General features: G+C 70.8%; 23 protein-coding genes. 8 read left to right on the top strand and 15 right to left on the bottom strand.

What is annotated here, in order from left to right; genetic code table 11:
- The first annotated feature begins 393 nt into the window (after window positions 1-393).
- Entirely contained in the window at window positions 394-837 is a 444-nt protein-coding gene (locus FHR36_RS36855; RefSeq protein ID WP_253804542.1) for a hypothetical protein, read from the top strand.
- Window positions 834-1,073, top strand: coding sequence for a hypothetical protein (locus FHR36_RS36850; RefSeq protein ID WP_253804541.1), 240 nt, complete (start codon window positions 834-836; stop codon window positions 1,071-1,073). The genes FHR36_RS36855 and FHR36_RS36850 overlap by 4 nt, the downstream gene beginning before the upstream one ends.
- Before the next feature lie 247 nt (window positions 1,074-1,320).
- On the opposite strand, the gene FHR36_RS36845 is transcribed toward FHR36_RS36850, so the two are convergent.
- Complete coding sequence (locus tag FHR36_RS36845) at window positions 1,321-2,421, bottom strand: ArsR/SmtB family transcription factor (RefSeq protein WP_253804540.1); 1,101 nt, start codon at window positions 2,419-2,421, stop codon at window positions 1,321-1,323.
- A gap of 128 nt (window positions 2,422-2,549) precedes the next feature.
- On the opposite strand from FHR36_RS36845, the gene FHR36_RS36840 reads away from it, so the two are divergent.
- Window positions 2,550-3,020, top strand: coding sequence for an aminoacyl-tRNA deacylase (locus tag FHR36_RS36840; RefSeq protein WP_253804539.1), 471 nt, complete (start codon window positions 2,550-2,552; stop codon window positions 3,018-3,020).
- Between the two features lie 96 nt (window positions 3,021-3,116).
- Window positions 3,117-3,752 carry a LysE family translocator gene (locus FHR36_RS36835; protein WP_253804538.1) on the top strand — a complete coding sequence of 212 codons (636 nt, stop codon included), beginning with the start codon at window positions 3,117-3,119 and terminating at the stop codon, window positions 3,750-3,752.
- Between the two features lie 322 nt (window positions 3,753-4,074).
- Here the strand turns inward: FHR36_RS36835 and FHR36_RS36830 are convergent, their stop codons facing one another.
- A complete protein-coding gene (locus FHR36_RS36830) occupies window positions 4,075-5,052 on the bottom strand; it encodes a replication-relaxation family protein (RefSeq protein ID WP_308199730.1) in 978 nt (325 codons plus the stop codon).
- 686 nt (window positions 5,053-5,738) lie between these two features.
- Between FHR36_RS36830 and FHR36_RS36825 the strand changes: the two genes are divergently transcribed.
- Window positions 5,739-6,170 (top strand): hypothetical protein, encoded by a 432-nt coding sequence (locus FHR36_RS36825; RefSeq protein WP_253804536.1) that lies wholly within the window; start codon window positions 5,739-5,741, stop codon window positions 6,168-6,170.
- A gap of 113 nt (window positions 6,171-6,283) precedes the next feature.
- Here the strand turns inward: FHR36_RS36825 and FHR36_RS36820 are convergent, their stop codons facing one another.
- The 4 genes from FHR36_RS36820 to FHR36_RS36805 all read right to left on the bottom strand — a co-directional run bounded on the left by FHR36_RS36820 (window position 6,284) and on the right by FHR36_RS36805 (window position 12,320).
- Window positions 6,284-8,647, bottom strand: a complete 2,364-nt coding sequence (locus FHR36_RS36820) for a DEAD/DEAH box helicase (RefSeq protein ID WP_253804535.1) — start codon at window positions 8,645-8,647, stop codon at window positions 6,284-6,286.
- 120 nt (window positions 8,648-8,767) lie between these two features.
- On the bottom strand, window positions 8,768-9,472 hold the full coding sequence (locus FHR36_RS36815) for a helix-turn-helix domain containing protein (RefSeq protein ID WP_253804534.1): 705 nt from the start codon (window positions 9,470-9,472) through the stop codon (window positions 8,768-8,770).
- Window positions 9,469-11,694, bottom strand: a complete 2,226-nt coding sequence (locus FHR36_RS36810; protein WP_253804533.1) for a hypothetical protein — start codon at window positions 11,692-11,694, stop codon at window positions 9,469-9,471. The genes FHR36_RS36815 and FHR36_RS36810 overlap by 4 nt, the downstream gene beginning before the upstream one ends.
- Window positions 11,694-12,320 (bottom strand): MerR family transcriptional regulator, encoded by a 627-nt coding sequence (locus tag FHR36_RS36805; protein ID WP_253804532.1) that lies wholly within the window; start codon window positions 12,318-12,320, stop codon window positions 11,694-11,696. Before FHR36_RS36805 ends, FHR36_RS36810 begins: the two co-directional genes overlap by 1 nt.
- Before the next feature lie 190 nt (window positions 12,321-12,510).
- Here FHR36_RS36805 and FHR36_RS36800 point away from each other — a divergent pair, with 190 nt between their 5' ends.
- Entirely contained in the window at window positions 12,511-12,675 is a 165-nt protein-coding gene (locus FHR36_RS36800) for a hypothetical protein (protein ID WP_253804531.1), read from the top strand.
- 62 nt (window positions 12,676-12,737) lie between these two features.
- Here FHR36_RS36800 and FHR36_RS36795 read toward each other — a convergent pair whose 3' ends face one another.
- The gene (locus FHR36_RS36795; protein ID WP_253804530.1) at window positions 12,738-12,971 is read right to left on the bottom strand and encodes a hypothetical protein; all 234 of its coding nucleotides are present in this window, start codon (window positions 12,969-12,971) and stop codon (window positions 12,738-12,740) included.
- 204 nt (window positions 12,972-13,175) lie between these two features.
- Window positions 13,176-13,784, bottom strand: coding sequence for a hypothetical protein (locus FHR36_RS36790; protein ID WP_253804529.1), 609 nt, complete (start codon window positions 13,782-13,784; stop codon window positions 13,176-13,178).
- 484 nt (window positions 13,785-14,268) lie between these two features.
- On the opposite strand from FHR36_RS36790, the gene FHR36_RS36785 reads away from it, so the two are divergent.
- Window positions 14,269-15,504 (top strand): MFS transporter, encoded by a 1,236-nt coding sequence (locus FHR36_RS36785; RefSeq protein WP_253804528.1) that lies wholly within the window; start codon window positions 14,269-14,271, stop codon window positions 15,502-15,504.
- Window positions 15,505-15,654: 150 nt separating this feature from the next.
- On the opposite strand, the gene FHR36_RS36780 is transcribed toward FHR36_RS36785, so the two are convergent.
- The 6 genes from FHR36_RS36780 to FHR36_RS36755 form a co-directional block, all read right to left on the bottom strand.
- Complete coding sequence (locus FHR36_RS36780) at window positions 15,655-17,418, bottom strand: glycoside hydrolase family 36 protein (protein WP_253804527.1); 1,764 nt, start codon at window positions 17,416-17,418, stop codon at window positions 15,655-15,657.
- Window positions 17,419-17,482: 64 nt separating this feature from the next.
- On the bottom strand, window positions 17,483-19,888 hold the full coding sequence (locus FHR36_RS36775) for a glycosyl hydrolase family 95 catalytic domain-containing protein (protein ID WP_253804526.1): 2,406 nt from the start codon (window positions 19,886-19,888) through the stop codon (window positions 17,483-17,485).
- Between the two features lie 29 nt (window positions 19,889-19,917).
- On the bottom strand, window positions 19,918-20,757 hold the full coding sequence (locus FHR36_RS36770) for a carbohydrate ABC transporter permease (RefSeq protein WP_253804525.1): 840 nt from the start codon (window positions 20,755-20,757) through the stop codon (window positions 19,918-19,920).
- Window positions 20,754-21,620 (bottom strand): carbohydrate ABC transporter permease, encoded by an 867-nt coding sequence (locus tag FHR36_RS36765; protein ID WP_253804524.1) that lies wholly within the window; start codon window positions 21,618-21,620, stop codon window positions 20,754-20,756. Before FHR36_RS36765 ends, FHR36_RS36770 begins: the two co-directional genes overlap by 4 nt.
- Window positions 21,621-21,630: 10 nt before the next feature.
- On the bottom strand, window positions 21,631-22,923 hold the full coding sequence (locus tag FHR36_RS36760; protein WP_253804523.1) for an ABC transporter substrate-binding protein: 1,293 nt from the start codon (window positions 22,921-22,923) through the stop codon (window positions 21,631-21,633).
- A 17-nt stretch (window positions 22,924-22,940) separates the two neighbouring features.
- Complete coding sequence (locus FHR36_RS36755; protein WP_253804522.1) at window positions 22,941-24,920, bottom strand: beta-galactosidase; 1,980 nt, start codon at window positions 24,918-24,920, stop codon at window positions 22,941-22,943.
- Between the two features lie 374 nt (window positions 24,921-25,294).
- Between FHR36_RS36755 and FHR36_RS36750 the strand changes: the two genes are divergently transcribed.
- On the top strand, window positions 25,295-25,549 hold the full coding sequence (locus FHR36_RS36750) for a hypothetical protein (protein WP_253804521.1): 255 nt from the start codon (window positions 25,295-25,297) through the stop codon (window positions 25,547-25,549).
- Between the two features lie 37 nt (window positions 25,550-25,586).
- On the opposite strand, the gene FHR36_RS36745 is transcribed toward FHR36_RS36750, so the two are convergent.
- Window positions 25,587-26,534: an aldo/keto reductase gene (locus FHR36_RS36745; RefSeq protein WP_253804520.1), complete on the bottom strand. Its 948-nt coding sequence runs from the start codon at window positions 26,532-26,534 to the stop codon at window positions 25,587-25,589.
- Window positions 26,535-26,544: the final 10 nt, after the last annotated feature.

The following is a 26,544-nucleotide window of genomic DNA, read 5'->3' as shown; positions in this document are numbered from 1 at the left end:
CTGCGCAGCGGGCTGGAGGCCGGTCCGGCGGCCGGGGGAGGAGCTCTCGGTGCGAGCGGCGCGCAGTGTCGGGTGGTGAGGTGCGATCCCGGATCGCACCGGGTCTGACCTGCGGTGGAGAGTTGGGCGGGGCGAAACTCACCGGGGCCTGCGCAGCAAACTCACCTGCCTTGCCCGCAGACTGCGCGGCCGTGCGCAGCCGGCCGCCAGGTCGTTGCGCAGGGTGCGGCGTACGGTGTGCGCCGCACCGCCGGACCGGCCTGGTGACCTGCGGTGGAAAGCTTGGCGGGACGAAACCCACCGGGTGCGGGGGCGGAACTCACCGGCATTGCGGGTGCGGTGCGCGGCCTGGGCCCGGGCACGATGGAGACAGGCACGGGCGAGGAGACAGCGATGCGCACCGGGGACGTCGTGGTCGGCGAGACCTACATCGCGAGCATCCCCCAGCAGCTCCCGGCGCCGTGTTCGGACGCCGGCATCGATCAGTGGCGGTCGAAGATGCAGCTGCACCTGGTCCGCGGGCGGCGCATCACGGTGACGGTGACCGGTTTCGGCGAGGAGCCCGACACGGTGGTGGTCAGCCGGGACGTCCCGGCCGGCCGCGTCGCGCTGCGCCTGACCACCGACCAGGCCGCGGCCCTCGATCTCGCCGCGGGCCAGGAGTACGAGATCACCGGCATCGTCACCGACGCGGACGGGCAGGCCCTCACCTTCCCTGGCACGGTCACCCACACCATCCCGGCCCGCTGGTTGCGCCCGGTCGACGAGCAGCTGGAACTCCCCCGGACACGGACCACTTCCACCGCGCGCTGGTGTGCCGGGACGCGGACGGGATGACACCGGCCGAGATCGATCGGGCGGCGGAGAAGGCGCTGGCGCAGCTCCACCATGTTCGGGGCCTGGCGCTGGAGGACCCGAACGTCGACTGGTCGGTGCTCACCTGCGAGGCGGACCACCGGGAGTGGCTGCGGATCGCCGAGCGGGTGCGGACGGCCCATCTCGCCGCCTACGATCCGCGGGCCGACCCGGACGCCGTGGAGCACCCGCCGCTGATCCACTTCCGGCAGACCTGACGAAGGCCGGCGGTGACCTCCGACAGGTGATCTTGACCGTTTGCCATCCGATCTTGACCGCCGGAGCGGCCTATCTGTCGTCAAACCCTGTCAGCAATCGCCATCGGATCTGATTGGATTCGAGCCGCCGCGAACCCCCGGATTGCACGGGTTCATTGGACGCGCCGTCCGCCTGTCCTCAAACGATCGTTTGCCGACACAGGTCTTACTTCTGGCGATGCCTGCGGGGGCTTGCAACAGCGTTCGCTCAGGCCTCGGGCCTGGGGGCGAGGGCGATGAGGGCGGTGGCAATCTGGTCGAGGCGGGCGGGGGCGAGGGCGTAGAGAACGTAGTAGCCCTCGCGCTGGGTGGTGGTGAGTCCTGCCTGGGTGAGCTGATGGAGGTGGCGGGAGGTCACGGAGGGGGATAGGCCGAGGAGGGTGGCGAGTTCCTGCGTGGTGCGGCTCTGGGCGGCGAGGTGGGTGACGATCTGCAGGCGTGGGGCGGCGGCCAGGGCCCGGAGCACGGTGAGGGTGTCTTCCTGACTGGTGGGGCGGGCGGTCGAGGCGGGCGCGAGGGGCAGAGCGGGGTAGGTGATCCGCATGGGCCAGGGGTCGTCGCAGGTGACGCGGACGTGGGGCCAGACGTAGTGGCTGGCAGTGAACGTCACGGGGTGTTCACGGGTGACGGAGATGTCGTGGTCGTGCGGACTGTCGAGCCGCAGGGTCCGCCGGCCGGGGTCCACGCGGATCTGAGGAGCGAGGGTGCGGAGCATCGGGAACAGGCCCTGGTGGGCGATGCGGGCGCCTGAGCGGGCGATCGACTCGTACAAGGAGGGCTCGATGCGCTCCCACTCCTGGGCGAAGCCGGCGTCCCAGTAGTCCTCCAGCACGGTGAGCGCGTCGTCGAGGACGGGGAGGGGGTCGGTGAGGATGCCCTCCAGCCGTGCCGCCCGGCCGGGGTCGCTGTCCCGGTACTCGCTGAGTACCGCGTCGCGGGTGGCGCGGTCGTCGACGAGGTCGTCTCCGGTGTGGCGGGTGGTGTCGACGAGCGTTCTGGCGAGTTCGGCGGCCAGCAGAGCGGGCGGCAGGCCCCGTACGGCCGCGAGCTGGTCCGCGAAGTCGGCGTCGTGATCACCGGTGCGGCTTTCGAAGAGGGCGGGGATGTAGTCGGCCACCACGAAGTCGTGCTCGCGCATGCGCCGGCGCAGGGCGGCGGGCAGGCGGCGGCACCGCCGGACCCAGGGGACGTGCAGAGAGTGGTGGCCGGGGTCGGTGAGGACGTGCCAGGAGTGGACGGCTTCGAGTAGGGGTGAGACGGAGAAGGCGATGTCCTCCTCGGCCGTCTCGGCGAAGCGCAAAGTGATCACGATTGCAGGATTTCACAATCAGTTGATCGGAACCCGCTGCGTCGATCAGGCTCAGGAGCAGACCGCGCCCCGTCCGGCCGCAGGTCGACTCCCCTCCGTTTCGAGCCGAAGGCTGCAGGTGTCCCTCCATGAGTACGCCCGAAGCGCCGTGGCAAGCCGTGCTGGACGCGGATGGCTGCCCGTACACCGTCCGCCAGCATGCCGCCGCGCACAGTGCCGCCGAGCGCCAGGCCCTGCCTTTCCCCTGGTCGCAGGCGGTGAAGACGCTCGCCTTCACCACTCCGGACGTCCCGCTGTTGCTCGTGGCGCTGCGGGCGGAGGATCGGGTGGACTTCGCCCGTCTGGCGGTCCTCCTGGGCACCAGCCGTTCCCGGCTGCGCACGGCGGACGCCAGCCTGCTCGCCGCGGAGGGCCTGGTGCCCGGGGGCGTGCCGCCGGTCAGCCACCGGCCCGGGGTGCCGTGCCTGATCGATGCCGCGGTCGCCGAACCGGACCGGCCCGTCTACTGCGGTGCGGGATCGGCCGACCGCACCCTCCAGATCGACTCCGCCGTCCTGGCCCGCCTCTCCCGCGCCCAGGTGGCCGCCCTCTCCCGGTAGCCATCCCGCCTGCGCGCCGGGCCCGCCCCTCGTCACAGCTCGCACCACGCGCAGCCCTTCACCGGCTGCGCGGCACAGATCAGGAAGTCCCGACCCATGGTGAGTACCGAAAGCCTTCTGGCGTTCGCCGCGATGTCCCTCGTTGTGATCGCGATTCCCGGCCCGAGCGTCCTGTTCGTCGTCGGCCGCGCCCTCGCCCACGGCCGCCGCACCGCGCTCGCCACCGTCCTGGGCAACGTCCTGGGCTGCTACGCCCTCGTCCTCGCCGTCGCCCTCGGCGTCGGCGCCCTTGTCCAGAGCTCGACCACCGTGTTCACCGCCGTGAAGCTGGCCGGCGCCGTCTACCTCGTCTACCTTGGCGTCCAGGCGTACCGCCACCGTGGCCAGCTGCGCGCCGACCTGACGACCGGGGAGGGCGAACGGCGCGGTGATCTGCGCACCGTCCTGGACGGCCTGCTGGTGGGCGCCACGAACCCCAAGGGCCTGGTCTTCTTCGCCGCGGTCCTGCCGCAGTTCGTGAACCACGACGCGGGGAACATCCCGCTGCAGATGATGGTCCTTGGCCTGATCCCGGCCGGGATCGGCCTGGTCTGCGACACCGTCTGGGGCCTGGGCGCCTCGGCGGCCCGAACCTGGTTCGCCGGCTCCGACCGGCGCCTGTCGATGATCGGCGGCGCGGGCGGCATCGCGCTGATCGGCCTCGGGCTCACCGTCGCCACCATCCGCCACTGACTGCGAGATAGCCCGCGAGTTCGCCGTGACTCTCAGATCCTCGACGCGGGGTCTGATCAGGCATTTCGTCGCCCTGGGCTGACTCGCCCCACATGGATCATGATGGTTCTTCGGAAATCCTGAAGGACTTTCATGATCGGTCCGAGTCCGTTGTCCCGCCTGGCTGGGCTGAGCTGCGGCAACGAGAAACGGAAGCCGAGGTGAACCCAAGGGATGTCGCACAGTTCTCCCTCTCCTTCTGGCGCTGGTCGTAGACGGCGCGGTTGTTCGGGTTGTCGAGCGCGTCGAGCAGACAGTGCCGGCCGGGGCGGCCGTAGCGCCACTACACCGGCCCGATCGGCCCATGCTCGGCCAGCAGCTCCAGCGTGGTCACGATGACCGGCACGGCGTCGTCGTACTCGCGCCAGCCGTCCCCGTCGTTGTCGTGCAGCCGGACGGTCCACCAGGAACCGCGCCAACACCCGGCCGACAGGTCCGCAACCGCCTCCTGCCAGCTGGCCAGCGCGACCGGTCCGGCGCCGGTGACCACCAGGCCGACCGGCGAATACCCGGCGCGCGAGTGCGCGGGCCAGGTACGACAGCACCAGTGCACCATCCGGTCCGCCGGCCCCAGGCCGGAGCGGGCCGGGTCGTTGTCGCGGACCTTCACCCGGAACAGCTCGCGGTACCGGGGGAACTTCGCCGCGACGTCGGCCGGGGCCATGGTGGAGCGGTCGACCTCCACCATCAGCACCGGCACCCCGATCTCCGTGACCTGCCACACGCCGTCCGGGCGCACCTTGCGTCGGCCGCCCGGCAGCAGGAACTCGGTCTCGGTCGACCAGGACCGCACCGTGCCGACCCCGCCCGCGGCCCCGGGCGCGCTACCGCCGAGGACGAACGCGGCGACCGTCTCGTTGACCGCCATCGCATGCCGGGCACCCGAGCGGCCCGCGCCCCGGGCGGTTGAGCCATCTCCGAGCGGGGCAGACCGAGCACAGAGGCGGCCGCGTCCAGCCCGGCGGCGCCCTCCAGCCGCCAGGTCTTGTGCCGGTCCTTGGTGTTGCCGCCCAAGGCGACCAGGCCGTGCAGCGCGAGGTCGCCGAGCGCCTGCCGGATCGCCTTGTTCGACGCCGCGCCGGGGCGCAGCAGGCGCTGGAGCTGGTCGGCGGTTGCGATCTTGAGGACACCGAGCGCGCCCAGGACGTCGGCCCGCGGCGCGTTGGTGCTGCTGTTGGAGTTCGCCTTTCCGCGCCGGAACGCGATCCGCCCCCAGCCGGGACGGCTCAGCCGGTTCGACAGCGTCGACCTGCGGCGCCACCGGGCGGGTCGGTGCGGGGCTCGGCGTAAGGAGGGCGGCCTGGCGGCCGCGGTGGGGGCGGGGCCTGGCGGCCCGGTAGCGGGGGCGGTGCGCCGTCGGCGCCCCGGGCCGGTCGGATTCCAGAGAGCGCGGGGCCGGGCTGTGCGGGGTGGGCGGAGGTGCAAGAACTGTCACCGCCCCCGGGGGTGGTGCGGAGCGGGGATACGGCGCAGCGCCGGGCGGGGCGGGGGGCGGGAGGCCTGACGGCCCCCGGGTGCGGGGCTGTCCCCGGGCCGGTGACAGGGAGACAGGTCCGGTGGCCCGGGCGGTCTCCAGGAACGGACACCGGCCACGGTGCGCACCGTGGCCGGCCGGGACGACGCGGGCGTCGGCACCGCTCGGCGCCGCTGTAACAGCGTGAGAGCAGGGCTTGCAGCCGTCGGCGAGGCTCGGGCGGCTTCGCGTAGCGGCGGGCGGTGACCTGCGCGATCCAGGCAGCGCATCCACCCGCTCCACCCTCGTCGGCACGGCACGGGCGGCGATGTCTTGGCCGAATGTCTCCCGCCCATCCCAGATCCATGTCACCTGATCGAGCGACCGCCGGGCGAGTCCATCGGGCGTAGCGCGCTCTCACAGCAAGGATCGTGTGTGTCCGCTCCGATTGGAGCACCGCACCGATGACTTCCCCTCCCGAGGAGACACCTGCCATGGCACCGATCCCCAACGGCCCCTACGCAATCGCCAAGCGCGGCGAGCAGTCCCTGACGCTCCAGGACGAGAAGGCCCCTGCGGTCGTCCTGCCGCCGACCGGTCAGCCCGGTGAGCAGGAGTGGCACGTCGAGGGCCTCTCCAACGGCAACGTCACCATCAAGAACCTGCGGCACGGAACGTACCTCAGCTACGACGGCGTTCCCGAGATCAACAAGATGCTCCGCGGCTCCTCACAGGCCACCGAGTGGCAGCTCCGGCAGTCCGCCGAGCCGTCCACGTTCCATGTGGTCGTCCCCGGCGGCCCGGTCGACGGCGTCGAACTGACGGTGGACCTCAGCCTGCTCCGGATCTTCCCCCCGATGACGGCGCTGCGTCCACTGGAGCCGGAGAACCACGGCCAGGCCTGGCGCTTCGAGTTCCACGAGTAGGCCGCACCCGCCGGCCGCCGCTGCCCCGCCTCGCTGGTGGAAGGGGTGACGGCGGCCCTCCCACCGAGCTCTGATTGGCCAGACCCACCGCCGGGACACGGCGCGAGACAGGGTCAGCCGGCGACGGTCTCGGCGTGCCGGTGGAGGGCGTCCAGGAGCGCGGTCTGGTGGTCGGTCAGCTTCCCGTCGGTGCGGGCCTTGTCCTGCTTGCGCAGCCAGGTGCCGGGCCGGAAGGTCGGGTCGTCGCCGAGGCCGACGCGGTTGGCGGGGCCGTCCAGGGTTCCGCCGGCGGCGAGGTAGGCGAGCAGGCGGCGGTAGGAGCGGTTCCAGTCCGGCTCCAGACGCCACAGCTCGTCCAGGCCGTCGAGCTTGGCCACCTGGTCGGTGGTGAGGTTCTCGGCCTTGCGCTGGCGGCGCATCCACGCCCCCACCGCGTAGTTGTCCTGCTTCACGGTCGCCGGGACCGCCAGGTGGCCGTGCTGGCGGTGGAACGCGGCGGCGTAGGCGGCCCCGCGCTCCCACGCGTTGGCATTCTTGGACCAGATCATGCCGAGCGTGTTCAGCTCGGAGACGCGGGCCGGGTCGAGGAGGTCCTGGCCGTTCAGGTGGCGCTGGCGGGCGAGCCAGGAGATCAGCTCGGCGTGGTTCGCCTTGTCGGTGGGGTCGAGGTGGCCGTGCTCGATGTGGAACCTGGCGGCGACGGCGTGCATCCGCTGCCACTCGGTGGCCCGCGGGTTGAACGCCCGCAGCTTCACCGTCTGCAGAATCTGCGCCGCGTGGGCGCGGGCGTTGATCCGCAGCCACTCGATCGGCGACTCCACGACGGCAGGCGCCTGCTCGCCCACGCCGGTCGGCTCGGCGCCCTCCTCGGAAGCCTCGGTCGTGGTGGTGTGCTGGGTGGCCTGGGAGCGGCCGGTACGCAGCTCGGTGATCCGGCCGACGACGCGGGCGTCGTGGGCGGCGAGGGCGCGCAGGACCCGCCAGATCGTGCGGAAGCTGGAGGCCTCGATCTCGGCGTCGGCTTCGGCCTTCACGGCCTCGCCGGCGTCGTGGATCTCGGCGGGGTCGGCGGTGCGGGTGTCGTCGCCGACCTCGGGGGTGGGGAGGTAGACGGGGATGATGACCCAGGAGACCTTGCCCTGGCGGTAGGACTGGCGCAGCGCGCGGCCGACGGCCTGGACGATGTCGATGACCGAAGATTTGGGGTCGGCGAAGCAGATGGCGTCCACGGCGGCCACGTCGATGCCTTCGTTCAGCAGGCGCGAGTTGCAGATGATGCAGCACTGCTCGCCGTCCTCGCCGGTGGAGGCCTTGAAGGTGGCGAACGCCGCGCGGCGGTCCTTGAGTCTGTCGCTGCCGGCGACCGCGAGCGCGGTCAGGCGCTCGGGCCGGTCGGAGTCCGGGAGCAGCTCGGCGGTGGCGTTCATGGTCGCGGCGAACTCCCGCGCGGCGGTGACCCGGGAGTGGAAGGTGATGACCCGGCGCAGTTCCAGGTCGGCGACCGCGCGGAGCACCGCGATCTGCAGGGCCAGACGCAGCAGGTCCTCGTTCGAGCGCTGGGAGCGCAGGTCGGCGACGGCGGGCAGGTTGAGGAGGTCGCGCAGGTCCTCGTCGGTGACGACGGGGACCAGGACGCGGTAGTCGGCGAGGTAGCCGTGCTCGATGCCCTGTCCGAGGGTCCAGGTGAACACCGTTTTGCCGTAGATCCGGGTGTCCGTCATGGAACAGAGCGCGGGCAGCCTCTCCGCGGCCTCGCTGTCGGCGTCGGCGAGGTCGGCCAAGCCGTCCCTCGCGCGCCGGTCGTCGGCGATCCGCGGGGTGGCGGTGAAGTACAGCCGGCGCACGGCGGGGACCTTGGTGTCGTCGTGGACGGCGGCCCACGCCTTCCCTTGGGCGCCGGCGGTGCGGTGGGCCTCGTCGATGATCACGAGGTCCCAGGCGGGCAGGCCGAAGTCGCGGTGGGCGGCCACGATGCGCTCCAGGGAGGCGTAGGTGGCGTACACGGTGACCGGCTCGCCCGCCTTCTCCTCGGCGACCAGGTCAGCGATCCGCGGGGCCTGCGTGGTCACGGCGGCGTCGATCCGGCCGCCGGCCTCCGCGCTCTCCAACGCCTCCTCCCGCGAACACGCCGCAACCGCCAACCCGCGGCGCCCGCCCTTCAGGGACCAGGCTTCGGCGGTCTGCTCCAGCAGCTCGATCGTCGGCACCAGCACCAGCACCCGCCCCCGCGCCGCAAGGCGGCGGGCGCACCCGGCGGCGATCAGGGTCTTGCCGGAGCCGGTGGCCGCGACGACCGTCGCGCGGCCGCCGTCCTTCACCTCGCGCACCGCGGCCGCCACGGCGTCCTTCTGGAACCAGTGCAGCGGCATCGGGTTCGCCACGGTGGTGCCGGACGGCTGCGCCGGGAGCGGCGGTACGGCATGGCCGCGCAGCCCGGCCGGCACGTCCTGCGCGGCGGTGGCGGTGGTGGTCTCCACGGCGGTGCTTCTCCTTCGGATGCTGGGACGGCTCGGCGGGGCGGGCGGGGCTGTGGGAGGGTCGGGGCGGGCGGCCTCTCCCCGGGGCCAGGTCATGGATGGGGAGAGGCCGCCCGGGGTCTACTGCTCCTCGGGGATCCAGCCGCGGACTTCGAGGTAGGCGATGTCGGCGTCCTCGACCGCGCGGCCGGTCTCCACCAGCCACTCCTTCATGGCCTCGGTCACGTCGCCGTGGTGGTCGGCGACCCGATCGCTCCATTCGGCGGCGTCGAACCCGCCGGTGCTGGCGGAGCCGTAGGTGCGCTCCTCGGTGCCGTCCGCGCGGGGGATGAAGCCGCGGCGGATGCCGCCGGAGTCCTTCTCCGACCCGGCCGAGTAGACGTACTGGTCGGCCTTCATCCGGACGGTGAAGGCGAGGCGGCCGCCGGCCTGGCCGGTCTCGTGCACGACCGGGGCGAGGTGGGAGGCGCCGGAGCGGATGGCCTGCTTCCCGGCGCGGCCGGCCATCGACCCGCCGGCCTCACCGACGGTGTCCTTGCCCCGGACCCGGGCCTTCTGCCCGGTCTTGGTCCGGCGGCGGGTGGTGTTCGCCTCGGCGATCCCGGCCAGGGCCTCCTCGTCGCGTTCGCCGCCCCGGACCGCGCGGACCAGCTGGCGCAGCGCGTTGACCATGCTTGCGCCCTTGCCCTTGGTGAAGAACTGGGACACCAGGGAGGCGTCCCGGTTCAGCATCTTGGCGACCTGGCGCTTGGTGTAGCCCTGGTCGATGAGCTCCTGGGTCAGGCGGGCGGCCTCGTTCGGGTTCTGCGGGTCGGCCGGGCTCACTGGTCAGTCCCCTTCTCGGCGAGTTCGGCGCGGCCCAGGCCGCGCAGCTTCAGGTACTCCTCCTGGCTCCTCGGGTGCTCGACGGGGCCGGTCAGGTGGCCCTTGAGCAGGTAGTCGCCCGGCTCGCCCCGGTAGGGCCATGGCTGGCGCTCGGTCAGCGCGATGCCGTCCGTGCCGAAGTACACGACCGTCCCGGGCCGCGCGTGGAGGGCACCGGCGTAGCCGATGACCTCCTTGCCCTGCCGGTACTTCATGTCCAGCAGCGCCGCCCGCGCCCCCGACCACACGTACGCCGCCCACTCCGGGTGCGCGTACGGGTCGCGGGAGAACCCGGCCTGCCGCTGCCACGTCACCACCTCGCCGTCCTGGCCGAGGATCTCTACCCCGGCCGGGAGCGCCTCACCCACCGGCGTCGTGCCGGACACCAGGCGCGGGCGCTGCGCGAAACCGCCCAGGCCGAACAGCAGCACCGACCGGACCGCGCGGGAGGCGAGGTAGGCCGCCTGCCGCTGCCGCTCGTCGGCGTGGATGCGGGAGAGGTTGGTCAGGTCCGCCCACGCGGCCTTGAGGCGCTTGCCCCACTCGTCCAGGGGCTTGCCGTCCTCGAACAGCAGGCCGCCGAGGATCTCGACCTTCCACGGCATCAAGTGGTTCGACAGGGCGAGGTGCACCTCCGCGCCGCCCGCCCACGTGGTGAACGTGGCGCCCGGCTCAGACGGGTAGACCCAGGCACGATCCCCGGTCACCGGGGCCGGGAGCAGCCCGACGTGGTTCCAGCCCTGCGGGACGGTCACCCGCACGTTCCAGTGCGAGCAGGACATCAGCGCCTTCACCTGCTCCGCCTCGGTCATCGCAGCGAACGCGGCCGCGGTGATCCGGCGCGGCGTGCCGACCGGCGACTTCCACAGGTGCTTCGCATAGGCGAACGTCCGGTCGTACTCCACCAGCGCCGGAAGCTGCTCCGGCACCCGCGGCGGCAGGATCAGCTCGGTCCGGCCCTGACCGCCCGTCGCATGCAGCAGACCGCGCAGCTCCTCGCTGAGGACTGGGAAGCCCCCGGCCCACTTGCCGCTGGTCGGGACGGTGCGCGACCACAGGTCCCGGCCCGTCTGCGACGGCGAACCCATCAGCACCGCATCGTCCCAGTGACGGCGCAGCGCCTGCCACAGCAGCGTGAACGCCTGACGGCAGGTGACCACGTCCGCGCCGTCCGGGTCGAACCACTCCCCCATGGAGCGGATCTCGGTGCTGCCACTGTCGGGTGCGGCTGCGGGGGCGTAGCGGCCGACGGGCTGGCGCTGGTGGACGAAGTGCCCGGCGAGCTTGTCCCGGCCGGAGCCGACGGCGGTGGTCCACCGCTCGGACGGGGTGTTGAGCCAGGCGGCGACCGCGTCCTTGAGCGTGCTGTAGCGCTCGGCGCCGTCGTGCCACGGGGCACCGGCAGTGATGTAGATCCGCTCGGTGCCCGGCGCGGTCGCCAGGACGGCGTCCAGGATCTCGCCCGGCGTGCGGGCGCCCAGCTCGAGCCGCACCGTCTGGTCGCGGACCGCGAGCGTCCCGGCCGCCACGTCCAGGAACACCGTGGCGCGGGCCTGCTGGACGAAGTTCGGGCGCTTGGACACCAGCCCGGTCGTCACCGCCTCGAACCGCGCACCGGCCGGGCCCTCCGGAAGGGTGGGCAGCTCACGCGGACCGGCCTCGACCACCGGGCGCGGCGTGGCAGCGACCGGAGCGACCGAGGCGGCCGGGACAACCTGCGCAGCGGCGGGGGCGGGCTGCTCGGCGACGGCCTGGTCCTCGACCTCGGTCGGGGCTTCGGTCTCCGGGGCGGCCGGGGCCGACTGCTCGACGACCGGGGCCGGGCGGGTCAACACAGGGGCGACCGCGACGGCGGGCTCGGCGACCGGCTCGGCCACGGGCGCCGGGGCGGGCGCAGCGGCGGCGGTCTGGTCGTCGGTCTTGGCGGCGCGGACGGCGGCCGGGGTCGGGTCCAGCAGCGGTGCGATCCGCACGACGTCGCCGACCGACAAGCCCGAGGCCTTCGCGACCGCTGCGGCCTGGGCGCCCTCGTACCCCGCGAGGCCGGCCACGCGGCGCGCACGCTGGGCGGTGAGCTTGTCCAGCTCCTTCTGCGCGGTGGCGACGGTCTTCTCGGCGGCCGTGATCTCGGTGCGCAGCTCGCGCAGACCGGCGAGCTCGGCGGTGTACGACTTCCGGTCCATCAGGCTTGCTCCCCCTCGTCGGCGGTGTCGGTGGTCGGGTTGGCGGTGACGTAGGCGATTGGGCCGCCGGAGACCGACGGCAGGCGGGTGCCGAGCAGCAGGCCCGCCAGGCGCGCGTCCTCGGGGTCGGCCGGCTCGGCGGCGTTCGCGGGGGCGGTGAGGTCGGTCAGGTAGCCGGCCAGCCGCGCCTTCGGGAAGCGGTACCGGCCCGTGGTGCCAGCGGTGCCGTCGGACTCCCACCCGGTGAGGCCGGTCAGCACCGCGACGACGAACCCGGCCACCGTCACCGGCAGCACCCCGCCGGCCGCGACGCGGGCCGGGTCGCAGCGCCACCAGCCGGACAGCGCGGCCAGCAGTTGCGCCTGGTCCAGTGCGGTGCCGAAGCCGATCCAGTCGCGGTCCGGCTCGTCCACCTTCGCGGGGGCGTCCGAGCGCAGCACCGCGACCTCGGCCGTGCCGAGCACGGTCAGGTCGGCAGCCGGGCGGGCCTGCAGCTGCTGGAGCGCGGCCAGCGGGAACACCTGACGGCCCTGCTCGCGCACGCTGGGGACCACGCCGGTGGCCATCAGCTTCTTCACCGTCGGGATCGAGCACCCCAGGGCCGTCCCGGCCTGACCGGTCGTCACGAACACACCCACAACCTCCACGCCCATTCATCTAACTTGAAACGCTAGGAAAACCCTACGCCTCCCCACCGACACCGTCTACGCCTTTTTAGTAAGTCGTACAAGCATGTGCGGAGGGCGGTTCCGTCCTGGCTTGTCAGCGCCGGGTGAGACCGTGGCCGGTTACCAACACCGGAGCGAGGTGAAGAAGGTGAGTCCCCGACAGCAGAACGCGGCCGTCGTCCTCGGCGCGGCCCTGGTCGGGACCTACCTGCTCGGCAACGTCGCCAAGAGCCAGGCGCGCGTGCTCGGCCTCAACCCGGCGCAGCTCGCCTCGCTGAGCGCGGGCGTCGCGTTCGCCCTGCGCCACGCCTGAGCACGGCCCGCACGGTCCGGCCCGGTCACCACCACGGTGGCCGGGCCGGACCGCTCCCCGGCCTACTCGGCGCCGGCCTCCGGGTGGAGCGGGCACGGCCCGCAGCAGCACCGGGTCGCCGGCTGCTCCACCGCCGAGTGGGCGCGCAGCTTGCGGACGGCACCGACCGCGTTCGCGGTGCCCGAGACGAGGTGGCCGATGTTGTAGACCGCGTGGGCGAGGTGGTCGGCCTGCGTTCCGGACGGATCGACGACGGCCTCGACGATGAACTGCAGAATGGACTGAACGAACGTCATGACGCGCTCCCTCGGCGGGGCTGATGGATCACCCCTTCGAAGGCGCGAAGAGTCCACTGGGCAGCCGCACGCAGGAACGTGTATGACCTGGGGCGTAGCACTACGGTGCGGGAGCATTTCCGGGGACTGCTATTGCCTGCGGACACACCACGGCCCCGGCACCACCTAGCGGCGCCGGGGCCGGAGCGGGCCCATCACGTCCCACTATGAGCCCGCCATCGCCTCCAGCACGGCGCGCTGCTGCCCGGGGAGTACCAGGCCCGCCTCCCGGACGGTGTGCAGCGTCTCCCCGCTCAAGCAGAACCGGCACAGTCCGCCGATCGGCATCCCGGCGCCGATGAACATGCCGGTGGACTCGGTGCTGTCGTACACGGGCCGCTGGCAACCCGGGCAGGCCGAGGCATCCTCGAAGACCCACTGCTCGGGCGGCAGCGCGGTGTCCAGGCCCGCGATGATGTCGTCCATCGCGGTGCCCGCCTCGGCCCACAGCTCCAGCGGCCGGTCGGAGCGGCACAGGATCTCGGCGGGGCCCTCGGGCTCCGGGCCGGGCCGGGCGTTGACGAGCGAACCGATGCCGGGCTGCTGGGGGGCGGGGAAGAACGCGAACCACTGGTCGCCGATTCCCCACTGGTACTCGCTGCCGTCGCGGAAGGCTGCGGCCAGCTCCCGCAGACTCCGGCCTCCGTCGTTGTTGCGCAAGCGCAGCTGCCACGCCTGTGCGTGATCGCCTACATCGGCTGGGGACGCGGTGAGCAGCAGCCCGTTCCCGGCGGCGCGGACGTCGAGGTGCATCAGCCCCGCCACAGCGTGCACGGCGCTGCCGAACCATTCGGTCGGCCGCTGCCCCGCGGCACGCCGCCGGCTCTCTCTGCTGGCCCTCGCCTTGTCGGCCTTGCTGTTCTTGCGGGGCTTTGACCCTGCCATGGTCGTCCTCGAATCGCTCGTGATGCGGGGCGGCCGGGCTGTGTACGGGCCCGGCCGCCCGCGGGCTTCACCGTGCGACGCCCGGCCCGTGGGGGTTGTTCGTGCCGGGCGGTGTGGAACAGGCGCAGCCGCACGCCCTGGTCGGGGCGCTCAGCGGGTCCAACGAGCGGCCGGTCGATTGGGCAACGGGAGGTCAAACACGGGGACGGGCAATGTTCGGCGACGGTCCAGACCGGGCCGGGCCGGATGCCTGTGGCGATCGGGGAGTCTGCGACAGGTGATCTTCAACTTGCCCTAGGGTTAAGGGAGTTCCCGGTGGTGAGCCTGCTGCCGGGACTTCGTGCTTTCCGGAGGGCGAAAGATCTTGCGATACGTGCGGTTGCTGCGGCGGGGCCCGGTTGTTCTCCTGTGGGGCGCGCAGACGGCGTCGGTGTTCGGTGACCGGCTGTACGCGCTGGCGGTGATGTGGCTCGCCTGGCAGAGATCCGGGGGCGCGGCGATGGGCCTGGTGGCCGTCGCGGAGTCGGTGCCGTACATCGTGCTCGGGACGGTCGGCGGGCGGGTGACGGAGCGGTTCACGACGCTGCGCGCGCTCGCCGGGGTGGACGTGGTCCGGATGGTGCTGGTCGCCGGGCTGCCGTGGACGTGGGAGGCGTTCGGGACGCCGGGGCTGCTGGTGTCGGCCGGCCTGCTGGGGGTCGGCGGGGCGCTGTTCGATCCGAACCTCGGCGCCCTGGTGCCGGACCTGGTGCGGCCGGATGAGGTGCAGGCCGTGAACGGGCTGATGGACCTGACCGCTCGGATCGCGCGGGTCGCCGGTCCCGCCTCGGCCGGTGGGCTGCTCGCCGTGCTGCCGGTGGACGGGCTGTTCTGGTTGGACGCGGGCACGTTCGCACTGTCCGCCGCCGCACTGGCCGCGCTGGGGGCCGGGACTGCGCGCCGCCCGGAGGCCGCTCCGGCCAGTGCCCCGGCCGCCCCGGGCCGGGTGCCGCGGGCCCGGGCCCTGGTGCGCACGCACCCGGAGACCGGGGTGGTGCTGGCTGTCCACGGGATCGCGATCTTCGCGGGGGCGGTGTCGATCGTGATGCCGGCGCTGGTGGCGGTGCGGCTCGGCGGCGGGGTCGGCATGTACGGCGTGATGCTGGCCGCCACCGGGGCCGGGTCGATCGTCGGGAACGCGGTGGCCGGGAATGTCCGGCTGCCGCGGTCCCTGCCGGCGTTCTACTGCGTCGCGTGGGCCGTCTCCGGGGTGCTGATGGCGGTGACCGGATCCGTCAGCACGGTCGCCGAGCTGGTGGCGGTGTCGGCCGCGTACGGGGCGGTGTCGCCGTTCCTGGCGGTGGCGCTGTCCACGCACCTCGCGCAGTTCCCTCCGGCCGCCCGGCGCCGGCTGCTGACACTCGACCAGACGGTCATCCGAACCATGGGCACCCTGGCCATGGTGGGACTCCCGGCCCTGGCCGCGGCCCACCCGAGGGCCGGGTTCACCGCCGGCGGCCTCGCCACCGCCGCGGTGGGCATCGCCGGATGCGTGATGGTGGTGTGGTGGGCGAGGACCCGCACGCCGCTGCCGGGCGCCGAGCCGGTCCTGGAGAGCGTGGGCGGCTGAGGACATGCGGCGGGGCCGGGCTCCTGGTGGTACGGGAGTCCGGCCCTACCGAGGATGATGAGCAGGTTGAGAAGTCGTTCCACACCGGGACACCGAGGAGACGTACGCTGGCCGAGGCCCGCCGCGCCGCTGCGTACTGGGCTTCAGCCGTCAGGCAACCCGTTCAAGAACTACCAGCCCGGAGGCCGGCAGCTCTAGCGCGAGCAGTCCCGGCTCCAGGCGGGACTGCGAGCGGTCGATAACGGATCCGGCCGCGTCGTGGACCACCGTCTCGAAGACACCTCCGGGCCCGGACACCTCCAGCACCACCCGGCCGCAAGCGGTGCTGTTGATCACCGTGATGTGCCGGTGGCGATCGGTGTCCAGCGGTACGACCCGGTCGGCGGTGACCGTGATGGCACACTCCTCGCCGCTCGACGCGACGACGACGGGGTAGAGCTCGTCCGGCCGACTCGGCTCGACGTCCCCGTCGAGCAGCAGCGGGCGGAGCCGCCGCCACTGCCCGAGCCAGAAACGGACCGCCTGCGATTGCACCGGGCTCAGCGAGCTCAGCTTGACGGACACCTGCGGCACGCTGTGGAACCCGCCGACGAGCTGACGCACAGCGCTGCGAACGTCGCCGGCTTCGTCCCACATCGCCATGTCGGAGTGGACAGCGCCGCGGACGGCCAGCATGCCGACGTCGATGGTGCGGATCCGGTTCGCGACGGCGTCGCCCGCGCAGTCGTAGGCCCGCAGCATGTTGCCGAACTCCGCCACCCCGGGGCCGATGTAGGGCTGGCGCAGCTCGATCAGCGCCTCCGGCCCCAGGGCGGCCCACAGTTCGGTGAGCAGGACCTGCATCGCCGCGCCCACGTCCGTCACGTCGATGCCGGCATCATCACGACCGGAGTAGAACATCACCTCGTCAACGAAGTCGATCTTCAGGCCGTCCAGGTGGTAGTCCGTGACCAACCGCTTGCACAGCTGGACAACGTGTGCCCTGACCTCGGGCCGGCGCGGGTCCAGCACCCGCGAGCCGGGCGGCCCCTGCTCCGCCGGGGCGTACTGCTCCAGCTCCGCGAAGCACTCGGACTCCGTACCGATCAGCATCGGAGCCACCCACAGCAGGTACTTCAGCCCGAGCGCCCGGACCTTGGCAACGTGAGCCCGCAGGTCGGGGAACTTCACGGCATCGGGCACCCAGTCGCCCACGCCGGCGTAGCCGCGGCCGGTGGCCAGCCGCTGCCATCCGTCGTCCACGATGATCGTGCCGAAACCGAGCTCGGCCGCCAGTTCGGCCTCCGCCTCCACCTCCTGGGCGGTGACGTCCTGACTGAAGGCGTACCACGTGTTGTAGACCGGGACGCGGGCCCCCTCGGGCACCGGTGACAGGGCACCCGTGCGCGAGGTCAGCCGCTCGCGGAGCGCCCGCATCGACGACGCCACCGACCCGCCCCGCTCGGCGAGGAGCAGTCGATAGGGGACGGCTCCCGCCGGGACCCCGATGTGCACGATGAAGGTGTTGGTCTCCTCCGAGACCCCATAGCGCATGCGGACCTCGGGAACGGAGTCCTCCGCGAGGAACGCCAGCATGGACGCGCCGCTGCTGTCGTACAGGCAGCCTGCCGCCGCACCACGCACGAGCGAGGGGTGTGCGAAGCCGTCCCAGTCGGCGACCAGAGTGCGACGCCAGCCGCAGACCGGGTGCCAGAAGCCCACGGCGTCACCGATGGGCACCGCGAGCCGGATCTCCAGATCAGCGGCGGATCGAACCTCCAGCACACCGTCGTCGAAGGTCCAGCGGGCACTGGCGCCCGGCGCGGCGACCACAGCCAGCCGCACGTCGTCCACCAGAGGTTCGAATGCGGCGGGTGCCAGCCCTGCCGTGGTGATGCTCATCTTTACTGCTCCAATATGTAGGGGAGGCGACACCGGGACGCCTGGTCCGGGACGCGGTCGGGCCGCGTCCCGGACGATCTCAGTGACGTGTGCTGGTCTACCGCTTCAGGGCGTAGGTCGCCCCGGCACGGGTCGGGAACGTGTAGACCTCGCCGAGCGAGTTGGTCGACTTCGTCGCAGAGATCTGAACGCCGTTCTCGTAGACCCGCGGTACGACTCCCTGCCACGGGTTGAACACCGCCAGCCGCAGTCCCTGCTCGCTGAGGATGCTGAGCGAGGTCACCGTGCCGGACTGGTCCTGGGCCGCGTCGACCAGGAACGCACCGTTCGCGCGCAACCGGGTGAAGGACGCCTGCTGGTCCTTGTACCAGTTCGGGAAGACATGCACGAAGCCCTCGTCGCTCTGCAGCAGGGAGTTGTGCACGAAGCCCAGGTAGATGCTGGCCCCGATGTCTCCGTACGTGTGGTTGTTACGCATCCCCACCCAGTCGCCCGGGGCCGGATTGATGATGTTGGCGGAGATGCTGTCGACCAACTTCGTGATGTCCGCCCCGACCGTCGTGGCGGCGACAGCGGCCCGCATCGCCTTGTCGCTGTTCCAGGTCTGCAGGTACGTGATGAACGAGCGCACGCGTTCCGCGTCGGACAGGTCGGACATGCCGATCGCGTTGAAGAAGTACGTGCCGTGGATGACCTCTGGATTGTTGTACGACTTGGGAGCCACGCCGTCGGCCTCGACGAACGTCGTCACACCGGTGCCCGGACCGGAGCCGATCTTGCCGGTCGGATACGGGCTGAGCTGCTTCAGGATCTGCTGCCACCGGGCGCGGTCGGGTGCGTCGACACGCAGGGCCGCGCCCGCCTCGATGGCGCTGGTGAGCACGAAGTGGCAGGCCATCAGGTCGAGGATGGGGTTGTGGTGCTGGCTCGCGGTCTCGAAGGTGGCCCCGTAGACCACGTACCTGCTCCGACCCGCGTCCCAGACGAGGAAGTCCTCCCAGAACTGTGCGAGATCCTTGAGCATCGGGTAGAGCGTTGCCGACAGATACGTCGCGTCCCGGGTGTACCGCCAGTACTTGACGAGCGGCACGACGGCGGAAGCCCCGTTCGAGGGCGAGTGCCAGAAGTCGTTCGGCCCCCGGAAGTACTCGGTCCGCGAGCCCCACGGGCCGATGTGGGTCGGGAACAGCACCCCGCGAATGCCTGTCGTGAAGGTCGGGTGCCCGGTACCGCGGACGAGGTCGTTGAGCACTGCCGGATCGGACGCCAGGCTCCGCCCCACCTCCCAGAAGTCCTCCATCACACGGCTGTAGTTCGCGATGTGGTCGGTCCGGTTGGCCCCGACCGACACGTGCATGGGCCGCTGCACATCGGTGTTCATGGTGTAGTCGCCCTGCCACGCCGGGTTCGCGTGCGCGGTCCAGGGGAAGAGCGCAGTGGCCAGGCCGGCGTTGTGCTCGCTCTGCGCGGCGAGCGCGCAACCGAGTTGGTACAGCTGCCCGTAGTACAGTCGCTCCAACGTCCGGGACTGGCCGGCCAGCTGGATGTGCGACTTCATCCAGTACCTCTGCCACCAGGCACGGTGAGTACCTTCGGCCGATGCCAGCACTGAGGCATTGCTTCTGGCGAGCACCGTGGCCGTGGCATCCTGCACGTACGTCGGCGAGTCCTTGCCGCCCTCGACCGCGGCCACCAGCGTGACGGTCTCGCCGGCCGCCAGCTTGAAGCTCAGCTTCGACGTGCTGGCGTCGACGGTCGTGTACGTGGTGGTCTTCTTCAGGACGCGCACCGCGACCGCGGCGTTGACGGACCAGTCGTACTTGTCCGACCGGGCTTCCTTCGTCGCATACGCGATGCCGTGCGCCGCGTCGTGTCCGGTGGACGTCGTCGTGATCGTGTTGACGCTGCTCGACGGCGGCATGGTCCAGATCAGGACATCGACGCCCAGCTCCCTCGCCGTGCTGTTGGAGATCTCCGACACGATGAGGTTCTCCACGGCCGACAGCCAGGTCCTGGTCCTGAAACCGGCCTCCGACACGGCTGTCAGCTGCGCCGTCGGCAGATCCTGACGGTAGCCGAAGACACCGTCCGTCGTGGTCGCGCTGCTGATCGAGAAGCCACCGAAGCCGGTGAAGTGGACGTCGCGGTTGGAAGCGCTCATGTCCTCCCACATGTCCGTGCGGGAGATGTGGATCCGCTGCGTCCGGCGGTCGCCGCCCATGAAGGCCAGCACAGTGCCGTTCCCCATGAGCGGGCCGTCCGGCGAAAAGCTTGTGGTGTTGCTGATCGTTGACGGAGCGTCATAGGCGACCTGGTGGCTGTCCAGCACGGCGGACAGCGCCGCCCACTCGGACGCATCGGTGGTGGACTTCGCAGGGGCAGTTGCCTCCTGCGCGCACCTCGCCGCCGCAACAGCTGTCGGCCAGGCAACGCCCGCCGCGATCCCGCCCGCAAGGACGGAGAGGACTCGTCTGCGCGTGAAGTCTCTTGCAGGGTCAATCATGGCTTTCTCCCGGATCTGTGAGTGAGTGCCTACTTGACGGAGCCCGCGGCAAGGCCGGAGCGCCAGAATCGCTGGAGGGACAGGAAGGCGACCACCAGGGGCAGGGTTGCCACGAGCGAGCCGACGATCGTCAGCGACTGGAGGTCGGGATAGCGGGCGTTCGTGGACAGGGTGTAGAGGCCGAGTGTCACCGGATAGAGCCGTTGGTCCGACAGCACCACCAAGGGCAGCAGGAAGTTGTTCCAGATGGCCACGAGCTGGAACAGGAATACCGTGACCATCGCGGGTGCCAGCAACGGCAAGGAGATGCGGAAGAAGGTGCGGAATTCGCCGGCGCCGTCGATCCTGGCGGCTTCGAGAATCTCGTCGGGGACCGATGCCGCGGCATAGATGCGCGACAGGAAGACCCCGAAGGGGCTGACCACGCTCAGGAGCAGCACCCCGGGATAGGTGTTGGTCAGGCCGACCTTGCTCAGCAGCAGGTAACTGGGCAGTGCCAGGGCCGTGGTCGGAACCAGCACCCCGGCCAGGACTACGGTGAACAGTGCTTCCCGCCCTCTGAACCGGAACTTCGCCAGCGCGTAGCCCGTCGCAGTCGCGAGCAGGGTGGCGATCAGGGCGCCGACGCCCGCATACAGCATGGTGTTCGCGATCCACCGGAGGAACAGCCCGTCGTGGTAGCTGAAGAGCTTGCGGATGTTGCCGACGAGATCGAAGCTCTTCCCGAGGCCGAGCGGCGGGGTGGAGGCCAGCTCACCCGGTCCCTTGGTGGCGGCGACCAGCAGCCAGTAGGCGGGGACCAGGAAGTAGATCGCGGCGACGGCCAGTGCTGCCGTGACCAGAATGCGCGCGGCCGGTCCGTGTCTCATCGCTGCTCCTCCGCGGCTCCGCGCCAGCTCAGCTTGAGCAGGCCGAACGACAGCACGCAGGTCACGAGTGCCAGCAGCACGGCGATGGCGGAGGCCATATGCGGGTTGTTGTTGTCGAACGCTTCGGTGAAGGTTATGAGGTTGGGGGTGTAGTCGCTGCTCACGGCGCCGGTGAGGTTTCGGAACACCTTCGGCTCACTGAACAACTGCAAGGTCCCGATGATCGAGAAGATCCCGGTCATGACGAGCGCCGGCATGATCATGGGAAGTTTGACGCTCACCACCGTGCGCAGCTCACCTGCACCGTCCATGCGGGCCGCCTCGTACAGCTCCCGCGGCACCGCCTGCAGCGCGGCGAACAGAATGAGCATGTTGTAGCCGGTCCACTGCCATGTGGTGACATTGGCCATCGACCACAGCACGGTGCTGCTGCTCAGAAAATCGTGATGCCCGAAGGGGCTCAGCTCGGGCAGGTACAGGAAACCCCACAGGATCGCCGCAATCACGCCCGGGATGCCGTACGGCAGGAAGAACGCCAACCGGAAGAACCCGCCGAGCCACGCGACGCCGGAGTCGAGCAACAGCGCGAGCACGAGCGCCAGCCCCAGCATCACCGGCACCTGGACCACGCCGAACAGCAGCGTCCGGCCGACACCGCGCAGCAGAGCAGGGTCGGTGAGAGCCTGCCAGTAGTTGGACAGGCCCACGAACTTGGTGGTTCGATCCCCGGGTCCGAGGCCGAGGCCGGACACCTCGGAGACGAACAGGCTCTGGTGGATGGCGTACCCGACCGGCGCCACGTAGACCAGGGCGAACAGCAGGGCGAAGGGGAGCACGAACAGGTGGGGTGCTCGTATTCTCATGGGTGGATCCTTACTGGGCGACCGGGAAGCCCTGCTTCTTCATGGCGTCGACGGTTTTGGCCTGTGCGGCGGCCAACGCGTTCACGACGGTGCCGCTGACACCGACCGTGCCCGTCGCGTCATTGAGCGCAGTGAAGGTCTCACTCATGGTCGGCCCCCACCGCCAGTCGGTGTTGAGCGTCTGTGCGCCGAAGGGCGTCATGGGGGACTGCTGCCCCCAGAACTGCTGAGGCGCGGACAGCGCCTTGATCGACCCCGGGTCGGCCACCGCCGGGTAGAGGCCGCCGTCGGCCACCAGCGACTCGACGGCCTCCGGAGCGGAGTTGAGCCAGAGCGCGAATTCGGCCGCGGCCTTGGGATTCTTGGCCCCCTTCATGACGGCGACCGTCGAACCGCCCCAGTTCCCGGTGAGGTGGTCATTGGCCGTCCACTGCGGCAGGGGCGCGACGGCCCACATGCCGGCCTGCTGGGGCGTGAGCTTCGAGAGCGTGGCCGGCCCCCATGCCCCGGTGATCCAGGAAGCGACCTTCCCCGTTGTAAGGTCGTTGGTCCACTGGTCGCCGAAGAACTGATCGGCCTTGGCCTGCTTGGCGTCGATCAGCTTCTGCCAGTACTCGGCCACCTGCTCGGAGGCCGGGTCGGTCAGCGACACCTGCCACTTGTCGCCCTTGATGTCGAACCACCGGGCACCCTTCTGCCACGCCAGTCCGGCGAACCAGTCACTCTGGTTGGTCGGGAACGTGGTGATGGCGACGTGGTCGGCCGCGAGCACGGCCGCGTCCTGGGAGAACTCCTGCCAGGTGGCAGGAGGCCGGGCTATGCCGGCCTTGTCGAACAGGTCCTTCCGGTAGAGCAGCGCCATCGGCCCGGTGTCCTGCGGGACCGCGTAGACGTGCTTGCCGTCCGGGGCGACCTGCGGCCAGGTCCAGCCGACGAACTTCGACTTGGCCGAGCCGACGTAGGCGGTGATGTCCTCCGCCCCACCCTGCTGGATGAAGTTGGGCAAGTAGTCGAACTCCACCTGCGCCAGGTCGGGTGCGTTGCCTGCCTTGAGCGCCGCGAACAGCTTGGCGTAGGTGCCGCCCTTGCCGCCGGGCACCGCGTTGACCTTTACTTGAATGTCGGGGTGGGTCGCGTTCCACTTCGCGACGGTCTTGTCCATGTTGGGCACCCAGGACCAGTAGGTCAGCTCGACCTTGCCCGCCGGGTCACTCTGCGTCGCTCCACCAGTCGAGGAGGAGCAGGCCGCGACAACCAGCATCAGCGCACTGACGCCCGCCGCCAATACAAGTGATCTGCGCATTTCGTTTCTCTCTTCTTTCAGTTCTGCTGCACGCGGACGACGCTCACAGCGCCTGCGGGCAGAATGAGTTCACCGTTGTGCCGGACTCCGGTCAGCAGGTCCGTGCCGGCAACCTGGACGGATTCCTCTCGGTTTCCGTGGTTGATGAGGAACAGGTACGACCCGCCTGCGCCGGTACGGCGGACGATCTCCAGTTGCTCGGACGAGCGGACGACCGGTGGGCGCACGCCGGCTTCTCGCGCGGCCTCGGCCAGGGTCGCGGCCAGTCGGGCCGGAGTGGGGAGGGTCGACAGGTACCAGGCGCAGCCCTCGCCGTGGGCATGTCTGGTGATGGCCGGCTGCCCGGCGAGGAACCCCTCGGCGTAGGCGGTCACGGTCGAAGCACCGGCCAGATGAAGGTGCTCAGACCATATGCGGCCCTCCGCTCCGTCGTCCAGGACGACTTTCGCGCCCTCGGCGTGCGGGTGGAACTCCTCGACTCGCACCCCGAGCAGGTCACGGAAGGCGCCTGGATAGCCGCCCGTCCTGACCCGGTCGTTCTCGTCCGATATTCCGGAGAAGAAGCCCACCACCGCGGTGCCGCCTCCTGCGACGAAGTCGCTGAGCCGGTCCGTCAGGTCGTCAGCCGTCAGATAGAGGGACGGAGCGACTACCATCCGGTAACCAGACAGGTCAGCGGACGGGTGCACGAGGTCGACGGTGATCCCAAGACGCCACAGGGCGGCATACCACTCCCTGACCAGGCTGAGGAACGCGATGTCGCGGCTGGGTCGGCCGTCCAGTTCCAGCGCCCACCAGGCCTCGTAGTCCCAGAGCATCGCCACCTCCGCCTCGACCCGCGTGCCCGCGACCGGGGCCAGCCGACCGATGTCCCGGCCCAGCTCGCACACCTCCCGCCAGACGCGGGTGTCGGTGCCGGCGTGCTGGAGCATCGCGGAATGGAACTTCTCCGGGCCGACCACCGACGCCCGCCATTGGAAGAAGCAGACCGCGTCGGCGCCCCGGGCGACGTGCGCGAGACTGTTCCGCCGCAGCTCACCCGGGCCCTTGGCCAGATTCCGAGGCTGCCAGCTCACCGCGCTCGTGGAGTGCTCCATGAGGATCCACGGAGCCCCCCCGCCCAGGCCTCTGGACAGGTCCGCCGCGAGCGCAAGATCCACGTGATTGTCCGGATCCTCGGCCCTCAGGTAGTGGTCGTTGCTGACCACATCCAACTCGCGGGCCCAGCGGAAGTAGTCGGCGTCCTTGAAGGACGCGGCCATGAAGTTGGTGGTGACGGGCAGATCGCTGTGCTGCCGGATCGCGTCGCGCTCCGCTTTGAAGCCCTCGAGCACGGCGTCGGAGCTGAACCGCCGGAAGTCCAGCTCCTGCGCCGGCATGGACCACGAAGCAGTGGCCAGCGGAGGCTGTACCTCCTCCCAGCTTCCGTAGGTCTGCGACCAGACCACCGTGCCCCAGGCCTCGTTGAGCGCCTCAAGGGTGCTGTACCGCTCCTGCAGCCAAGCGCGGAAGGCTGCCGCGGACGTTTCGCAGTAGCAGAGCATGTTCTTGCAGCCGAGCTCGTTGCCGACGTGCCACATCCGAACCGCCGGATGGCGGCTGTAACGCTCGGCCAGCTCTCCCGCGATCCGCACGGCGGCACGGCGGTAGTCCGGCGAACTCGGGCACCAGGTCAGCCGTGAGCCGGCGGCCAGGCGGTGGCCGTGCACGTCAACCGGCAGGCTTGCCGGATACGCCCGCGAGAACCACTGTGGCGGCGCCGCCGTCGGCGTTGCCAGATCGACGCATATGCCCGCCCCGTGCAGCCGGTCGAGCAGCTGGTCGAGCCAATCGAACCGGTAGCACTCCTCCTTCGGCTCCAGCAGCGCCCAGGAGAAGACGCCCACGGTCAGCAGGGTGACGCCTGCCTGAGCCATCAGGCAGAGGTCCTCCTCCACGACGGAGTCGGGCCACTGCTCGGGGTTGTAGTCCCCGCCGAAGAGCAGCCGATCGATCATTTAACGCCCCTGAGCTCGATACTTAATGCTTAAGCAACACCCACACCTTGTAGGCCGAGATGGGTGCCCGTCAAGAGTTCGGACGGAGGAGAATTTCCTTGCCGTCCATCGGGGAGGCGGCGTCCCGTCATCCCGGGTAGACGAGGTGTACGCGCAGGCGTACCGGACAGCGGCAGGGGCGGCCGACGCGGAACAGTCGGCCGGTCCGGAGCTGGGCGGAATCCCGGCGCTCACGCGCCCGGTCGGCACGCGGGCCTGCCTGTGCCTTTGTCCGCAAGCAGGCCACAGCACTGGAGCCTGTCGCCTGCCTGAGGGCGCGCGCATCGTCGACCGGCGGGTACCGATGCGAGAACGTCACGAGTGGCGGCCGGACCGTGCTGTCCACCAGCGATCTGCGTGCCTCGGGAACTCGCGTCCGCGAGGCCCTGTGCGTGACCGGCGACGAACAGGGCCGCACCGAGGCGCTCGGCACCGACGGTTTCGAGCTGCTGCCGCTACTGAAGGCCTCCGACCTGCGTGCCGCTGTCCGGGCTGGTCCGCGGATCGCCCGCCCTGGTCACTGTGGTTGTGTCGCAGGCCCTGCCCTGGTGGGCGCGTTCTCGGTGAAGAAGGGGAACTCGGCCGCCTAGACCTGGCACGTCCCGCCGCCTGGCGGGCGCCCGCCGGTCACCTTCGGAAGGACTGCGGATCTTCGAGAGACAGTGCCACAAGGTCGGCCCAGAGGGCCTCGGGAATCTCACGAGCCAGTAGCTCGGCGTTGCGGCGCACCTCCGAGGCGCTCCGGGCGCCCACGACGACGCTGGACACGGCTGGGTGCCGAAGCGGGAAAGCGAGAGCGGCTTGGGGCAGTGTCACCTCGTACTGCTCGCACACCTGGGCGATCCGGCGGGCGCGGTCGATCAGGTGCGCGGGTGCAGGGTGATAGTCATAGGTGCCGCCGGTCCCGTCCGTGGCCAGCAGCCCGCTGTTGAAGACGCCCGCAGCCAGAACCGCCACACCACGCTCCAGGCAAGTGGGCAGGAGGGAGGCACCCGCGCTCTGGTCCAGCAGGGTGTAGCGGCCGGCGATCATGACCGTGTCGATATCGGTCTCGCGCACCAAGGTTTCCAGCGGCCGGCAATGGTTCATCCCCGCACCGATCGCCCTGATGACGCCCTGGGCTCGCAGATCCGCCAGGGCCGGGTACGCCTCTCGCACCGCCTGGGGGAGGTGCGACTCGGCATCATGCAAGAGAACGATGTCGATACGGTCCAGCCCCATCCGATCGAGGCTGTCCTCGATCGAGCGCCGCACACCGTCGGCGGAGAAGTCCCAGACCCTTCGATGCGTGGCCGGCACGAGGAAGCCGTCCGGATCAAGCCCTTCGCTGTCGGCCGGGAGGAGGAGGCGACCGACCTTGGTCGACAGCACGTAGCTGTCCCGCGGGTAAGCGGAGAGAGCGCGGCCGAGCCGGCGCTCCGACAGGCCGAGACCGTAGTGCGGAGCGGTGTCGAAGAGCCGGACACCAGCGTGCCAGGCCGCCTGGACCGCTTGCTCCGCCTGGTCGTCGGCGACTTCCGTGTAGAGATTGCCGAGCGTGGCGGCGCCGAAGCCGTGACGGGAGATCTCGATCACTACGCCACCC

The sequence above is a fragment of the Kitasatospora cinereorecta genome, assembly GCF_024172095.1.
GTDB lineage: Bacteria > Actinomycetota > Actinomycetes > Streptomycetales > Streptomycetaceae > Kitasatospora > Kitasatospora cinereorecta.
Note: the sequence above shows the minus strand (reverse complement) of the source record. Positions and strands in the feature narration are given on the sequence as shown.

What these genes read in the sequence shown, in the direction of transcription:
- FHR36_RS36855 (WP_253804542.1), top strand. Translation starts at nt 394, where the DNA reads ATGCGCACCGGGGACGTCGTGGTCGGCGAGACCTACATCGCGAGCATC.
- FHR36_RS36850 (WP_253804541.1), top strand. Translation starts at nt 834, where the DNA reads ATGACACCGGCCGAGATCGATCGGGCGGCGGAGAAGGCGCTGGCGCAG.
- FHR36_RS36840 (WP_253804539.1), top strand. Translation starts at nt 2,550, where the DNA reads ATGAGTACGCCCGAAGCGCCGTGGCAAGCCGTGCTGGACGCGGATGGC.
- FHR36_RS36835 (WP_253804538.1), top strand. Translation starts at nt 3,117, where the DNA reads ATGGTGAGTACCGAAAGCCTTCTGGCGTTCGCCGCGATGTCCCTCGTT.
- FHR36_RS36825 (WP_253804536.1), top strand. Translation starts at nt 5,739, where the DNA reads ATGGCACCGATCCCCAACGGCCCCTACGCAATCGCCAAGCGCGGCGAG.
- FHR36_RS36810 (WP_253804533.1), bottom strand. Translation starts at nt 11,694, where the DNA reads ATGGACCGGAAGTCGTACACCGCCGAGCTCGCCGGTCTGCGCGAGCTG.
- FHR36_RS36795 (WP_253804530.1), bottom strand. Translation starts at nt 12,971, where the DNA reads ATGACGTTCGTTCAGTCCATTCTGCAGTTCATCGTCGAGGCCGTCGTC.
- FHR36_RS36775 (WP_253804526.1), bottom strand. Translation starts at nt 19,888, where the DNA reads ATGATTGACCCTGCAAGAGACTTCACGCGCAGACGAGTCCTCTCCGTC.
- FHR36_RS36770 (WP_253804525.1), bottom strand. Translation starts at nt 20,757, where the DNA reads ATGAGACACGGACCGGCCGCGCGCATTCTGGTCACGGCAGCACTGGCC.
- FHR36_RS36765 (WP_253804524.1), bottom strand. Translation starts at nt 21,620, where the DNA reads ATGAGAATACGAGCACCCCACCTGTTCGTGCTCCCCTTCGCCCTGCTG.
- FHR36_RS36760 (WP_253804523.1), bottom strand. Translation starts at nt 22,923, where the DNA reads ATGCGCAGATCACTTGTATTGGCGGCGGGCGTCAGTGCGCTGATGCTG.
- FHR36_RS36755 (WP_253804522.1), bottom strand. Translation starts at nt 24,920, where the DNA reads ATGATCGATCGGCTGCTCTTCGGCGGGGACTACAACCCCGAGCAGTGG.